Genomic DNA, 14,700 nt, shown 5'->3' on the forward strand with positions numbered 1-14,700 from the left:
TCCATGGATTACCAGAACTGGGGCCCCCGGGGCATTTCCGCTCCCAAGCGGGCGGAGCTGCCCGAGGTCCCTGTGGAGCGGGGCATGGTTCTTGAGGAAGTACACTCCGGCTGGGTGGGCGCTGTCACCCGCGTAGAGAAGTCCGGCGGAATGCACGTCGTGGCATTGGAGGACCGCCGCGGAAAGTCCCGGTCCTTCAAGCTGGGATTCGGTTTCCTCCTCGAGGGCCAGCCCATCCGATTGATGCCGCCCGCGTTCAAGGCCGCCGCCGGCCCTCCCGCCGGCCGGACCGCCTCCGGTTCAGTGCGCGTCCCAGGCCAACGCGCCCAGGTCGCAAAGGCAAGCCGGATCTGGGTGGAAGGCAAGCACGACGCCGAACTGGTGGAAAAGGTTTGGGGAGACGACCTGCGCGTGGAGGGCATCGTCGTCGAGCCCCTCCACGGCATCGACGACCTGGCCGCAGCCGTGGCGGACTTCAAGCCCGGCCCTGGCCGCCGCCTCGGCGTGCTGGTGGACCACCTGGTTCCCGATTCCAAGGAATACCGGATCGCCGACGCCGTCATGGCGTCCCCCGGCGCGGCCGGCAACGTCCTGATCGTCGGCCACCCGTACGTGGACGTCTGGCAGGCAATCCGGCCTTCAGTCCTGGGCATCGAAAAATGGCCCGCCATCCCCCGGGGGCAGGACTGGAAGACCGGGATCCTCAAAGCGTTCGGCTGGCCGCACAGCACGAAGGAAGACATCGGCCTCGGATGGCAGAAATTACTGGGCGCCGTACGCACTTACGCGGACCTCGAAGCGTCGCTGCTGGGCCGGGTTGAGGAAGTCATCGATTTCCTTACCGTGCCCTAGGCGGCGGACGCCGGCCCTAAAGCCAGTATTCTTGGTAGTAGTCAGCACTAACTTGCACCTCAGAAGGACACAGACTGTGGCAGAAAACGCACGTGATCACAGGGACGGCCAGGGCCGCTCCGAGTACCATGGCGTACCCGCCAACGCCCTGCCGCTTACGGCCAGCGAGGACCGCCAGTGGGCCACGCTGGCACACTTCGGCGGGATCCTGGGGTGCATCCCCTCGCTGCTGATTTACCTGATCTTCCGCGACCGCGGGCCGTTCACCGCGCAGGAATCCAAGGAAGCCCTGAACTTCAGCCTGCCGCCCACCATCGCCGCGGTGCTGGCCAACATCCTGGTCTTCATCCCCTATGTGGGAAACATCTTCGCGGTCATCGCCACACTGATCTGGGTAGCCCTCACCTGCTTCTCCGTAGCCGCAGGTATCCACGTCAACCGAGGCCAGCCGCACCGCTACCAGTACAACCTGCGCTGGATCAAATAGTCCCCGCCCGTTCCCTAGCCTCGCAAGCTCGGGCCGGGGCCCTTGCCGCTGTGGGCCCACCCGCCGGTCCTAGCCTCGCAAGCTCGGCCAGGGAACCCTACGGGCGTGGGCCCACCCAGCGGCTCCCTGCCCTCGCAAGCTGTGGGGCGCACCCAGCGGCTTCCTGAGATTAGTCGGGGAGGATGCGGCGGACCACTGCGTCTGCCAGCAGCCTGCCCTTGAGGGTCAGCACCAGCCGTCCGCGGAAAGCAGCAGCAGGATCCACCAGGCCGCCCGCGATCAGCCCGGCCACCTCGTGCCGCCCGGCAGCGCTGAGCGTTGACACCTCAAGTCCTGACTGCAGGCGCGCCTCGAGCATCACCTTTTCCAGGTGCCTGGTTTCCGGATCCAGGGTCTCCCTGCCGGCAGCCGGCGACAGCCCCTGCGACAGCCGGTTGGCATAGGCGGACGGGTGCTTGACGTTCCACCAGCGGACCCCGCCCATGTGGGAGTGGGCGCCCGGCCCGATCCCCCACCAGTCGTCGCCCCGCCAGTATGCGAGGTTGTGCCGGCACGCCTGCTCCGGAGTGCGCGCCCAATTGCTGACCTCGTACCAGCCAAGCCCTGCTTCGGTGATCAGCTGGTCGGCGAGCTCGTATTTGTCGGCGTGGTCGTCGTCGTCAATTCCCGGGACCTCACCGCGCCGCATCTGGGCGGCCAGCTTGGTACCCTCCTCGACGATCAGCGCGTAGGCGCTGATGTGGTCCGGCTGGTAGGACAGGGCGGTCTCCAGTGAGTGCCGCCAATCGGCCAGCGACTCCCCCGGCGTGCCGTAAATCAGGTCCAGGCTGACAGCCAGGCCGGCTTCCCTTGACCACTGCACCACCTGCGGAACCCGGCTCGGCGTGTGGGTGCGGTCAAGGACCTTGAGGACGTGCGGAACGGCGGACTGCATGCCAAAGGACACGCGGGTGAAGCCGGCTTCCTTGAGGACGGCCAGGGATTCAGGGGTGACGGAGTCCGGGTTGGCTTCCGTGGTGACCTCGGCGCCGTCCTCGATGCCCCACTGGTCGATGGCAGCGCGCAGGATCGCCGCAAGGTCGTCAGCGGGAAGCAGCGTGGGCGTGCCGCCGCCGAAAAAGACCGTGCTGAGCTTCCGCTCCGGCATGCCCGAGCCCGCCAGCACCTTGGCCGCCAATGCCACTTCCGACACTGCCGTTTGGGCATATGCATCCTGGGATGCGCCGCCGCCGAGCTCCGTGGCGGTGTAGGTGTTGAAGTCGCAGTATCCGCAGCGCACGGCGCAAAAGGGAATGTGGACGTACAGGCCGAATGCCCGGCCCGCCGCACCGTCCGCTGCCTGTGGAGGCAACAGACCGTCCGACGGCGCCGGGTCGCCGAGGGGAAGGACGCTGGGCATCAGCGCGTCCCCCGCTGCGCAGTGGTCACTTCTTCTTTGCCTTGTCCTTCGATTCGTCCGTGGTGAGGGCGGCGATGAAGGCCTCCTGCGGCACTTCCACCGTGCCCACCATCTTCATGCGCTTCTTGCCTTCTTTTTGCTTTTCCAGCAGCTTGCGCTTACGTGATATGTCACCGCCGTAGCATTTCGCCAGTACGTCCTTGCGGATGGCCCGGATGCTTTCGCGGGCGATGATCCTGGAACCGATGGCCGCCTGGATCGGCACCTCGAACTGCTGCCGGGGGATGAGTTCGCGGAGCTTGCCGGTCATCATCACGCCGTAGGCGTATGCCTTGTCCCGGTGGGTAATGGCACTGAAGGCGTCCACCTGCTCACCCTGAAGCATGATGTCCACCTTGACCAGGTCGGCCACCTGCTCGCCGTCGGCTTTCCAGTCCAGGGAGCCGTAGCCGCGGGTCTTCGACTTCAGGATGTCAAAGAAGTCGAAGACGATTTCCGCCAGCGGCAGGCGGTAGCGGATTTCCACCCGGTCCTCGGAGAGGTAGTCCATGCCGCCCATGACGCCGCGGCGTGACTGGCACAGTTCCATGATGGCGCCGACGAATTCGTTGGGGGCCAGGATGGTGGCGGAGACCATGGGTTCGCGTACTTCCGCGATCTTGCCGGTGGGGTACTCGCTGGGGTTGGTCACGCGGACCACCTTCTTGTCCTCCAGGGTCACCTCGTATTCCACGTTAGGCGCAGTGGAGATGAGGTCGAGGTTGTATTCGCGCTCCAAGCGTTCGCGGGTGATCTCGAGGTGCAGGAGACCCAGGAAGCCCACCCGGAAACCGAAGCCCAGCGCAGCCGAGGTCTCCGGTTCGTACACCAGCGCCGCGTCGTTGAGCATGAGCTTTTCGAGGGCGTCACGGAGTACCGGGTAGTCGGCGCCGTCCAGCGGGTACAGGCCGGAGAACACCATGGGCTTGGCATCGGCGTAGCCGGGCAGCGACTGGGCTGCCGGCTTGGCCAGGTTGGTGACAGTATCGCCCACCTTGGACTGCCGGACGTCCTTCACGCCGGTGATCAGGTAGCCCACTTCACCGACGCCCAGGCCCTTGGAAGGTGTGGGTTCGGGTGAGCTGACGCCGATTTCCAGGAGCTCGTGCGAGGCCCTGGTGGACATCATCTGGATGCGTTCCCGCGGGTGGAGCATGCCGTCCACCACGCGAACGTAGGTCACCACGCCGCGGTAGGTGTCGTAGACAGAGTCGAAGATCATGGCACGGGCCGGACCATCGGGGTCACCCTCCGGCGCCGGAAGGTCCCTGACAATCTTGTCCAGGAGGGCTTCCACGCCCACACCGGTCTTGCCGGACACGCGCAGGACATCCTCCGGGTCGCCGCCGATCAGGTTGGCCAGCTCAGCTGCGTACTTTTCGGGCTGCGCCGCGGGAAGGTCAATCTTGTTAAGCACCGGAATGATGGTGAGGTTGTTCTCCATGGCCAGGTACAGGTTGGCCAGCGTCTGGGCCTCAATGCCCTGGGCCGCGTCCACCAGCAGGATTGCGCCCTCGCAGGCGGCCAGGGACCTGGACACCTCGTAGGTGAAGTCCACGTGGCCCGGGGTGTCGATCATGTTCAGTGCGTAACTGACACCATCCACCTCCCACGGCATGCGGACAGCCTGGGACTTGATGGTGATGCCGCGTTCACGCTCGATGTCCATGCGGTCCAGGTACTGAGCCTTCATGTCGCGCGCCTGGACCACCCCGGTGGACTGCAGCATCCGGTCAGCCAGGGTGGACTTGCCGTGGTCAATATGCGCGATGATGCAAAAGTTCCGAATGATTGCCGGATCTGTCGCGGCGGGCACCGGTGCGGTGCGGGCCATGGGAGACACGCAGGGTCCTTACTGTTGGCTTTTCTGCAGCCATCCGGCGGCACGCGAAAGGCGCCCGCGGACCAGCCGCACATCTTGAACCTCCAGTGTCCCACGTCCGGGACCCCGCCACCGCATCCTGACCGCCTTCTACCGGTGCGCTTCTGGAGCTCAACCCCGCCGATAAGCTGTCGGGATGGCCATTGATCTCCGCTGCCTGGGAAACGCCGTCCGCCGCGGACTGCGCCTGCTGCAGAAGCGATCGTCCGTTCCACCGGCCCCACGCAGGCTGCCGCCCAAGAGCGCCGGCGGCGGGGGTCCAGCGCCCGACAGCGCCACCGCAGCGTCGGCCGCCTACCCCGGTGACTTCCGCGGCCGCGCGGACATCCGCTACGCCCCGCAGCCGGACGGCGACCCGGATCCGGGTGAAGTGGTGTGGGCTTGGGTCCCCTATGAAGAGGACCACGGCAAGGGGAAGGACCGCCCGGTCCTCTTGGTGGGGCATCACGGCCCCTACCTCCTGGGACTGATGCTCACCAGCAGGGACAGGGTGCCCGCGGGTTCCACATCGGCCGAGTACGTGGACCTTGGGGCCGGCGGCTGGGACAGGCAGGGCCGGGCGAGCGAGGTGCGGCTGGACCGCATCCTCCAGATCCGACCCGACGGCATCCGGCGTGAAGGCGCGGTACTGGACAGGGCGCGCTTCGAAAAAGTGGCGGCCGGGCTCCTCAGGCGACACGGATGGAGCTGACCGGCGCAAATGGCCAGTGGCGCCGCTGACCTGCTATTCTTTATTGCTGTGTGTCCGTGCAGGTCGACGGTCACTGATAGCTGGCCGCCATAGGTATCCCCACGCCGCTCAGTCAAGGCCAGCTTGAAAGCCCTCTAGACCATTTCCGCATTACAAAGAGAGTTCACACGTGGCGAATATCAAGTCCCAGAAGAAGCGCATCCTGACCAACGAAAAGGCCCGCCTGCGCAACAACGCAGTCAAGTCCGAGCTGAAGACGGCCATCCGCGCCGTCAACACCGCTGTTGAGTCCGCTGACAAGGAAGCTGCTACTACTGCGCTCGTTTCTGCCAGCCGTAAGCTGGACAAGGCTGTCAGCAAGGGTGTTCTGCACAAGAACAACGCAGCGAACCGCAAGTCGGCGATCTCCAAGAAGGTCAACGCACTCTAAGGTTTCCAGTTCCCACGAACTGATGGTGTGGCCGGTACCCTCGGGTGCCGGCCACACGCCTTTAACGCGTCTTCTTCGGGAGCCGCTGCAGCCCGCCGTCGACGGTTACCTGAAACGCCTTATTCGCCTGCTGCGTGAGGCCATAAGGCGGCAGGAGCTGATGCCGTGCCGGCGCTACCTGCCCTGGACGGACATGGCAATCACGGTCACGGCATGCTCCACCGCGTAGACCGGGTCCCGGGAGAGGCCCTTGACCTGCGCGTCAGCCTCCGCCGTGGCCTGGATGGCGCGCACCAGGCCCTCGGGCGTCCAGCGCCGGACATCCCGCTGCGCCTGCTCGACCAGCCAGGGCTGCATTCCCAGGTCCGCGGCAATCTGCGCTGATGATCCAGAGGCACCTGCCACCCGGGCCACCGTCCTCAGCTTGGATGCCAGGGCTGCCACCAGGGGCACCGGGTCTGCGCCGGTAGCGAGGGCATGGCGGAGAGTGGACAGTGCCACCGGCGCGTTTCCCGCCATTGCCGCATCGGCCACCTTGAAAGCGGTGGCTTCGACCCGGCCACCGTAGTACTTGTCCACGGTTTCCGTGGTGACGGTGCTGCCCGCATCCGCGATCAGTTGTGCGCAGGCGGCGGCAAGTTCCGACAAGTCTGCACCCACGGCGTTCACCAACGCCTGTACCGCATCCTGGTTGATCCGCCGGCCAGCTGCCTTGAACTCCGCGACCACAAATTGGACCTTGTCCGCATCTTTCTTTAGCGGCTGGCAATCCACCACCGGCCAGCCGCCCTTCCTGATGGCGTCGAGGAGCTTCTTGCCGCGCGCTCCCCCGGCATGCCGGAACACGACGACAGCGTCCTCCTCCGGATGTTGGAGGTAAGCGAGGGCATCCGCGAGGAAGGCGTCGTTCATGCCCTCCACTGCTTCCACTTCGATGAGCTTGTTTTCACCGAAAAGCGAGGGACTCACCTGCATGGTGAGGGCGCCGGTTTCATAGCCGGCAGCGTTCATGCGGCTCAATTCAACGTCCGGTGCAGCTGCCCGTACCTGCGAACGTATCCTGTCCATGGCCCTGATGCCCAGATACTCCTCCGGCCCGCTCACCAGGACGATCCTGTCCGGAGTTACGTCCCGCCAGGAGGCCGCGTTCGATGCCGGGGAGCGGGTTGCTCGCTTTTGCGCAGCGGCCATCGAAGGTCCCTTCCGGAGGTGTTATTGCAGTATCCCAGCCTGCCATGTCTGTGCCCCCGGTCCAAGCCGCAGGCGCGGCAGAACTGTTGCAGCCGCAGTTCCACCAGCCCGATCAGCACCACAGTGGCGGCGTGCGCTTCCTGAGCTTTGCGGACGACCTGCAAGGGCCGGGCCGCCGCACATACGGTGGCGAGTGTCACCACCGACAACAACACCATGGACAACAGTCCAGGTATCCCCTCCGGCCAGGGAAGGGCTGACCCCGGCAATTGAGCCGCGCACCGGGCGATGCCGCCTACTCCGGCGCTGAACATCCCTGCCACTGCTATCAGCCCCGTGGCCACCCACGGCAATAGAACCACCAAGGGTACAGCAGCGGTACCCAGCAGCGTCACGGGAGCAACAAGAGGTGAGGCGGCCACGTTGGCCATCAGGGAATAGGTTGCAAACTGCGGCTGCAGGAGGACGATCACTGGCCCACACAGCAACTGCGCCGACAACGGAACCGCAACTGCCGCGGCCACCCACCGCGGCACTGCCGCGGGAATCCACCCGAGGATCCGCCGTCCCAGGAGGATGATGCCCAGCGTGGCCAGGACGGACAGCAGGAATCCGAAACTCGAGCCCAGCTCCGGGTCCGACAGCAGGAGCCCGATAACAGCAAGGCACAGGAAGCTCAGGCCCCGTCCCGAGCGGCCGCCCGCCAGGGACGCGACACCAATGGCACCCATCAGCGCCGCGCGCAGGACGCTCGCATCAGGTCCCACGAGGACAACGAACAGGGCCAGGCCGGCGAGGGCGGCTCCAGCAGCAGGAGTGCGGGGCAGCCGGATACGACGGCACATCACCAGCAGCGCGCCCAGGACAAGGCTGCAGTTTGCGCCGCTGACAGCTGTCAGGTGGGTCATGCCCACGGCCTTCATCGCGTTGCCCAAGCCCTCGTCCAATGCACTGGTGTCGCCGGTGACCATTCCCGGAAGCAGTCCGCGGGCGTCGGGTGGCAGGAACGCGGAGGCGGCAACAAAACGCCCGCGCAGGTCCCTCGCTCCCGCCTCCAACAAGGAACCGTTATCCGACAGCGAGCTGCGTGAAGGGTTACCAGGGCCTGTCGAGGCGTTGAGGTTCCCCGCTTCTTGGCCACCGGGCTCTGCGGGCCGCAGCTTGCCGGTTGCCCGCAGGGTCTGCCCGGGAACGACATTCCCCCAGCCTCGTCCGCCCATGACGACCAACCGGGCCCGTATCCGGACCAGAACACCGCTCGTCGTCACTTCACGGGTCAACACCGGCACCGACCACCGTTCCCCCGTTCCTCCCCGACCACCGATGGCGCGCGGACTTCCTGCCACCTCGACCACGGCAACGGCCGATTTCCCGGCCGCAACCGCTTCCGCGAGCGGCCCATCGGACCGTTGGCTGGACGCTGTTGCCGAGTGTGCTGCGGCAGCAGCAGCCAATATCAAAGAGACGCCCGCTGCCGCCCGATAGCTGCGTCCCCGCGCCCTGCGGAAGGTGGGAACTGCAGCAGGCCCGGTGCCACCATGCGCTCTGCGTTTCCGTCCGCCCCTGGCTGCAATGGCCAGGAACGCGCCGCCGAGCGCCACCAGGGCGCAGCAGAGGGCGGCCAACTCCGTGGGCGGCAGCCAAAGCCCCGCCACCGAGGCAGCCCACACCGACGCTGCCGGCAGGGCAAGCCGGAGGTCAGTACGCTTCTGTAGTTGGCCAGGACTTGAGTCGGCTTCTTCCTGGACCTTGCGGGCGTCGACAATCCGTGCGCGCACCCGGTCCAGGCCGGATGTCGGCGTTGTCTCCCGGGCGGCCGGCACTGCGTCCATGTCCTGCACGGCCGACTCAATGAACCGGCTCCACGGGCTCTTTACTCCTGGACGCCGGGTTACAGACGGTCGCGTTCCCTGCCTTTCCGCCTCAGGACGCAGCATTCCTTTCCCACTCCTGGGATTCCGGACGGCCCCCACCCGCCGCCGGTTCGTATTTCTCCTGCCCGGACTGGTGGCCACGGTTACCCCTGGACCGTGACCAAGGGAAGCAAGGCCTCAAGCATCTTGGGGCCAACACCGTCCACAGCGTCCAGCTCTTCGACGCTGTTGAAAGGACCATGTTCCTTCCGCCAGTCCACGATTCGCTGTGCCAGCACCGGGCCGACCTTTGGCAGCGTGTCCAGTTCAGCGGCGCCGGCGGTGTTGAGGTTGACCTTCGCACCCTGGGTCCCCTGCTGCACGGTACCGCTTGTTCCGGAGGAGCTGGCCCCGGATCCATCCGGCCTTGTGCCTTCCGAAGCTGCAGCATCCGACCCGGCGGGCAGGGATTCCCCATGCTGTGGGACGTAGATCTTCTGGCCGTCCTCCACCATAAGAGCAAGGTTGAGCCGGTTGGCATCGCCGTCAGCCAAAGCGCCACCCGCTGCAGCAATCGCGTCATCTACGCGGCTGCCCTGCTGCAGCCGGATGACCCCAGGTTTGGCAACAGCTCCGGCGACATGGACTACCACCAGTACCGCACTGTTGGGCTCCCCCTGGCTTGAAGCAGGGTCAGGGGCCGAACCCGCAGCGGCGTCACCCTTGGATTCTTCTGAGAGTCCCCCGGAATCCATCCCGCTCAGCGGCAAAACCTCCGGAGCTGCCGATCCTGCCTGGCACCAGAACCACGCGCCGGCGGCCGCGGCCAGCGCGGCCAGCAGCACGGCGACGCGCAGGCCGACCCGCCCTCGTAGGGAAGGTGACCGGCGGGATTCACTTTCAGCTCCATCCCCCTCGCCGGAGCCCCGGAACTCAAAACCCGTCTGACCCGGGCCATGCTCCAGAAGTCCGGGAGGTGCCTTACCGAGGGTCGCTCGAAGCCTGGCGTGTGCGTGCCGCGCCTGCTGACCTGCTGTTCCAGCATCCCGGCGTGACATAGCTCCACCTTAGGAACCCAGTCGGTTAAACGGCGAGGAACCGGTGGCCCTATGTGGAAACATGCCGACGGCAGCGTGCAGCGGGGGCAGCTTATGAGGGGGTAAGTCCGTCAGAACCCGGAGGCGCAGGCGGGGAGTTGTATCCAGGTCCTGCTGGAGCCTGCCAATACCCGGCTCGGGAGTACCTGTCGAACCGTTGGCCCAGCGGGTTCTCACGCTGCGCGAGCAGCACGATGAGGATAATCCATCCGAGCACCGGTATGAGGGCGAGGAGCAACAACCAGCCGCTGAGGTTGGCATCGTGGAGGCGCCGGACCGCCACAGCGAGCGAAGGGACCACAGTGGCGAGGAACCAGATACCCCCGAGCGCACTGGACCCCGTCACTTGCCCATTGACGATTGTCGGGCTGATCGAGTTCAACACGGCGGACGCCAGTCCGGAGGCGAGGAACCACCACCAATACTCACTGCGACTGGCTCGTCCGGTAAAGACGGCGTACTTCTGGAATACACGCTTGACTGCCTCGACGGGCGGAGCGCCGTAGTAGGGGAAATCCAGCCCCGGGACTGCGTTCCGCGAAGCGTCCGGGGGCTGCTGCATGGTCATCGAACTGTCCCTTCCGATACGTCGCTGCCGCCAATGCTACGGAAACAGGAGGCGCAGGACCTGGGCCAGAGGGCCCTACTCCGGGACCAAGCGCGGACAAAAGCTTGGTGAAGACAGAAAACCAGTAAGTTGCGGGGCCTCCGACCGGAGCCGCTCAACCCTCACATTCAGTGCAGTAGGCATGGCCGTCCTTTTCCCGCGCCTTCTGGGAGCGGTGGCGGACCAGGAAGCAGGACCAGCAGGTGAACTCGTCGTCAGCCTGGGGAATCACCTGGACGACGAGCTCTTCGGCGATGAACTCGCCGCCAGGGGTGAGCCCGTCCAGGGTGTCAGCCTCGTCGAGCTCTTGAACCACGGATTGCGCGTCCGGCGCTTTGGCGGACTTCAGTGCCTCCAGCGAGTTTTCCTGGGATTCCTTGACGTCGGTGCGGAGTTCATCGTAATCGGTTGCCACGAAGGTACATCTCTTTTCGCTTGATGGGTGTTACCGGTCCTGCAACGTACAGCCCAACGAAAGAATTCCCTGCCGGAACTGCTGCCTCATTTCAGGCGCTGCGCGTGCCCGTCGGTTGCGGGCCGCTCCTCGATTTCCACCCTGCCCACAATGACCGCCAGGACACCCAGCCCGGCGTGGGCGGCCAGGACCGCCGGCAGGGAGCTGATCTGCGCGGGGGGACAATCCGGAAGAGCGGCTTCCAGTCTCGCCGCCAGGCTCTTAGCCTCCTCCGGGTTGCCGAAGTGATGGACGGCAAGGCGCACGGACTGACCCGGATGGGGTGCGGCTGCGGCCACAACAATTTCCTCAAGGCGCGCCACGGCCCTGGCAGCGGACCGCACCTTTTCGAGCGGCACGATCCTGCCGCCGTCGAGTGCCAGGATGGGTTTGATGGCAAGCATGGTGCCCAGCAGCGACGCAGCGGCTCCGATCCGCCCGCCGCGCCGCAATTGTTCCAGGCTGGGTACATAGAAAAAGACCTTGGTGCGGTCCGCCTGGGTGGCCGCCGCAGCGGCCACCGCCCCCCGGTCCGCACCAGCGGCCGCCGCGTTCACCGCGGCTTGAACCGCCATCCCCTGCGCCATGCCGACGGTCCGCGTATCAACCACGTCCACCGGGATTCCTACCCTGGCTGCAGCCAGGCGTGCGGAATCTGCCGTGCCCGAAAGCTCGCCGGAGATGTGGACGGACACGACCGCATCGAACCCATGAAGCTGAGCGGCGCGGTAGGCCTGCTCGAATTGTCCCGGTGATGGCCTGGACGTTTTGACCGGAGTCCCCGCGGCCAATGCCAGGGCGATGGTCTCCAGGATGTCGTCTTCACCTTCGCCGTAAATTTCCGCACCTACCATGACGGGCATGGGCGTCACCGTCAGGATCCCGTCGCACGGTAGCCCGCGTGGATAGTCCGCAGGGAGGGCGGCGGCGGAGTCGGTCACGACGGCGGTGCGGACCACAGCGCCTCCACCGCGTCCCGTGCCCGGCCGGGCCGCGGGACGGAGGCCGGAGAGCCGTGCGCGCACCCACGGCCAGGCGGCGGCGTTACTGTCAGGCAAAGGGCCTCCTGGAGACGGTGACCGGCTCAGCCAGGACCGGCCGCCGGAGGACAACCCCCGACGGCCGGCCCATGCTGCGGATGCGGCTATGCCGGGACGATGTTCACCAGCTTAGGGGCACGGACGATCACTGTCCTGATGCCCCGGCCGTCAAGGGCACGCTGCACGTTCTCCGACGCCAGGGCCAGCTCGCGCAGCTGGTCCTCGGAAACATCCGGGGAAACCTCCAGCCGGTCACGGACCTTGCCCTGGACCTGGACAACGGCAGTGACCGTCTCCTGGACCAGGAGCGCAGGATCGTGCACCGGCCAGCCCGCATTGGCAACGGAGGCGGGGTGGCCCAGCAGGTTCCACATGTCCTCGGCCGTGTACGGCGCGAACAGGCTGAGGATCACGGCCACTGCCTCGGCCGCCTCGCGGACTGCCGGGTCGGATGCTCCTGCCCCGGAGTCAATCGCCTTGCGGGTGGCATTGACCAGTTCCATCAGCTTGGCCACCACCACGTTGAACTTGTTGGCGTCCAGGAGCTCAGCTGCATCGGCGATGGTGCGGTGCGTGACCGAGCGCAGTGCGCGGTCGCCCGCGGCGAAATCGGCACCGGGCCCGCTGGTGACATCCTGGGCCAGGCGCCACGCCCGGGCCAGGAACTTGGCGGAGCCCGACGGCGAAACGTCGGCCCAGTCCACGTCGTCCTCGGGCGGGGAAGCGAACACCATGGTCAGGCGGACAGCGTCCACACCGTACTTGTCCAGCTGTTCGCCGAGATCAACACCGTTGCCCAGCGACTTGCTCATGGCCTTGCCGCCGTTGAGCACCTGGCCCTGGTTGAGGAGTGCGCTGAAGGGTTCGTCCGCATCGATCATGCCCAGGTCATGAATGACCTTCGTAAAGAACCGCGCGTACAGCAGGTGGAGGATGGCGTGCTCCACGCCGCCCACGTACTGGCCGACAGGCATCCAGTCGTTGATCTTCTGCGGATCGAAGGGGCCCTCCGTGTAGTGCGGCGATACGAACCGCAGGAAGTACCAGGACGAGTCCACGAACGTGTCCATGGTGTCGGTGTCCCGTTTGGCGGGGCCGTGGCAGGTGGGGCACTCGACATTGACCCAGGACTCAGCGGCGGCCAGCGGCGAGGTGCCCTTGGGAGCCAGGTCCTCGCCGCGGAGGTCCGAGGGCAGGGTGACCGGCAGTTGCTCATCAGGAACTGGAGCTTCGCCGCAGGACGGGCAGTGGATGATGGGGATGGGAGTGCCCCAGAAGCGCTGGCGGCTCAGCAGCCAGTCGCGGAGCCGGAAGTTCACGAACTTCTCACCCGTGCCCTGCCGCTCCAGCATGGCGATGGCGGCAGGAATGGCCTCGGCCTTGGGCAGGCCGTTGAGCTCGCCGGAGTTGATCAGGGTGCCCTCCCCCGCGGTGGCCGTGCCGGAAACAGCAGGGTCCTCCTCGCCCGTGTCCAGGACGGCCCGGACGGGCAGGCCGAAGGCGCGGGCGAAGTCGAGGTCGCGCTGGTCGTGGGCCGGCACGGCCATGATGGCGCCCGTGCCATAGTCCGCCAGGACGTAGTCGGCGGCCCAGACGGGCAGCTTCTCGCCGTTCAGGGGATTGACGGCGTAGCGGCCGGTGAAGACGCCGGTCTTTTCTCGCTCGGTGGACTGGCGTTCGATTTCGGAGAGTGCCTTGACCCGTTCGCGGTATTCGTCCAGGGCGGCGGCGTGCTCGTCGGTAACGAGTTCGACGGCGAGCGGCGCGTCGGCTGCCACCACGAAGAACGTTGCCCCGTAGAGGGTGTCCGGGCGGGTGGTGAAGACCGTGACCTCCTTGGCGGGCTTGCCGCCGTCGGCCTCGATCACGAAGTTGACGTGGGCACCCTCGGACCGGCCGATCCAGTTCTTCTGCATGGCCAGGACGCGCTCGGGCCAGTGGCCGCGCAGCTCTTCCATGTCGTCCAGCAGGCGGTCCGCGTAGTCAGTGATCTTGAAGTACCACTGGTTCAGGGACTTCTTGGTGACCGTGGTGCCGCAGCGCTCACAGGCCCCGTTGACAACCTGCTCGTTGGCCAGGACGGTTTGGTCCTTGGGGCACCAGTTCACCGGGGAGTTCTTCCGGTAGGCCAGTCCGCGCTCGTAAAACCGCTTGAACAGCCACTGGGTCCAGCGGTAGTACTCGGGGTCGGAGGTGTGGAGGCGGCGCGACCAGTCGGCGGAGATGGCGTACCGCTTGAAGGACGCTGCCTGGGTGTCGATGTTGGCGTAGGTCCACTCACTGGGGTGGGCGTTGCGCTTGATGGCGGCGTTTTCCGCGGGCAGGCCGAAGGAGTCCCAGCCGATTGGGTGCAGCACGTCGTAGCCCTGCTGGCGCAGGTAGCGGGCCACCACGTCGCCCATGGCGAACGCTTCCGCGTGGCCCATGTGCAGGTCACCTGAGGGGTACGGGAACATGTCAAGCACGTAGCGGCGCTCCCGGGACCCGTCGTCCACAGGGGTGAAGACCTTGAGGTCCTCCCACACCTGGGGCCATTTGGCCTCAATGGCGGTGAAACTGTAGGTGCCCTCTTCAGGCTCCGCCGATACTGTTGTTGCTGTTCCGGTCTCTGTCTCCGGCTGAACGCCCACTGCTGCCCTCTTCTGTTCTGTTACGGCATTTGTGCTGCCATAACGGCC

Annotated in this window: 13 protein-coding genes; 4 read left to right on the forward strand and 9 right to left on the reverse strand. The window is 66.1% G+C overall.

The window, feature by feature from the left end:
• Window positions 1-3 precede the first annotated feature (3 nt).
• On the forward strand, window positions 4-852 hold the full coding sequence (locus tag LFT44_RS10630; RefSeq protein ID WP_236798433.1) for a DUF3097 domain-containing protein: 849 nt from the start codon (window positions 4-6) through the stop codon (window positions 850-852).
• Window positions 853-928: 76 nt separating this feature from the next.
• Entirely contained in the window at window positions 929-1,339 is a 411-nt protein-coding gene (locus LFT44_RS10635; protein ID WP_056336732.1) for a DUF4870 domain-containing protein, read from the forward strand.
• A 169-nt stretch (window positions 1,340-1,508) separates the two neighbouring features.
• On the opposite strand, the gene hemW is transcribed toward LFT44_RS10635, so the two are convergent.
• Complete coding sequence (hemW, locus tag LFT44_RS10640; RefSeq protein WP_236798434.1) at window positions 1,509-2,738, reverse strand: radical SAM family heme chaperone HemW; 1,230 nt, start codon at window positions 2,736-2,738, stop codon at window positions 1,509-1,511.
• 25 nt (window positions 2,739-2,763) lie between these two features.
• A complete protein-coding gene (lepA, locus tag LFT44_RS10645; RefSeq protein ID WP_236798435.1) occupies window positions 2,764-4,620 on the reverse strand; it encodes a translation elongation factor 4 in 1,857 nt (618 codons plus the stop codon).
• A 175-nt stretch (window positions 4,621-4,795) separates the two neighbouring features.
• Between lepA and LFT44_RS10650 the strand changes: the two genes are divergently transcribed.
• Together LFT44_RS10650 and rpsT are read left to right on the forward strand one after the other, a co-directional pair.
• Window positions 4,796-5,350 (forward strand): type II toxin-antitoxin system PemK/MazF family toxin, encoded by a 555-nt coding sequence (locus LFT44_RS10650; RefSeq protein ID WP_236798436.1) that lies wholly within the window; start codon window positions 4,796-4,798, stop codon window positions 5,348-5,350.
• Between the two features lie 169 nt (window positions 5,351-5,519).
• Entirely contained in the window at window positions 5,520-5,780 is a 261-nt protein-coding gene (gene rpsT, locus LFT44_RS10655; protein WP_018761400.1) for a 30S ribosomal protein S20, read from the forward strand.
• Window positions 5,781-5,954: 174 nt separating this feature from the next.
• Here the strand turns inward: rpsT and holA are convergent, their stop codons facing one another.
• From holA to leuS, 7 genes are all read right to left on the reverse strand, one after another.
• Window positions 5,955-6,971 carry a DNA polymerase III subunit delta gene (gene holA / locus LFT44_RS10660; protein ID WP_236798437.1) on the reverse strand — a complete coding sequence of 339 codons (1,017 nt, stop codon included), beginning with the start codon at window positions 6,969-6,971 and terminating at the stop codon, window positions 5,955-5,957.
• Window positions 6,905-8,803 carry a ComEC/Rec2 family competence protein gene (locus LFT44_RS10665; RefSeq protein WP_236802861.1) on the reverse strand — a complete coding sequence of 633 codons (1,899 nt, stop codon included), beginning with the start codon at window positions 8,801-8,803 and terminating at the stop codon, window positions 6,905-6,907. Before LFT44_RS10665 ends, holA begins: the two co-directional genes overlap by 67 nt.
• Window positions 8,804-8,988: 185 nt before the next feature.
• Window positions 8,989-9,669, reverse strand: coding sequence for a ComEA family DNA-binding protein (locus LFT44_RS10670; protein ID WP_236798438.1), 681 nt, complete (start codon window positions 9,667-9,669; stop codon window positions 8,989-8,991).
• Between the two features lie 304 nt (window positions 9,670-9,973).
• Window positions 9,974-10,489, reverse strand: a complete 516-nt coding sequence (locus LFT44_RS10675; protein WP_236798439.1) for a DUF805 domain-containing protein — start codon at window positions 10,487-10,489, stop codon at window positions 9,974-9,976.
• A 154-nt stretch (window positions 10,490-10,643) separates the two neighbouring features.
• Window positions 10,644-10,943: a DUF4193 domain-containing protein gene (locus tag LFT44_RS10680; protein ID WP_236798440.1), complete on the reverse strand. Its 300-nt coding sequence runs from the start codon at window positions 10,941-10,943 to the stop codon at window positions 10,644-10,646.
• Window positions 10,944-11,029: 86 nt separating this feature from the next.
• Entirely contained in the window at window positions 11,030-12,040 is a 1,011-nt protein-coding gene (locus tag LFT44_RS10685) for a DegV family protein (protein ID WP_236798441.1), read from the reverse strand.
• A gap of 86 nt (window positions 12,041-12,126) precedes the next feature.
• A complete protein-coding gene (leuS, locus tag LFT44_RS10690; protein WP_236798442.1) occupies window positions 12,127-14,652 on the reverse strand; it encodes a leucine--tRNA ligase in 2,526 nt (841 codons plus the stop codon).
• Window positions 14,653-14,700: the final 48 nt, after the last annotated feature.

Source organism: Arthrobacter sp. FW306-05-C, from assembly GCF_021801725.1.
Classification (GTDB): domain Bacteria; phylum Actinomycetota; class Actinomycetes; order Actinomycetales; family Micrococcaceae; genus Arthrobacter.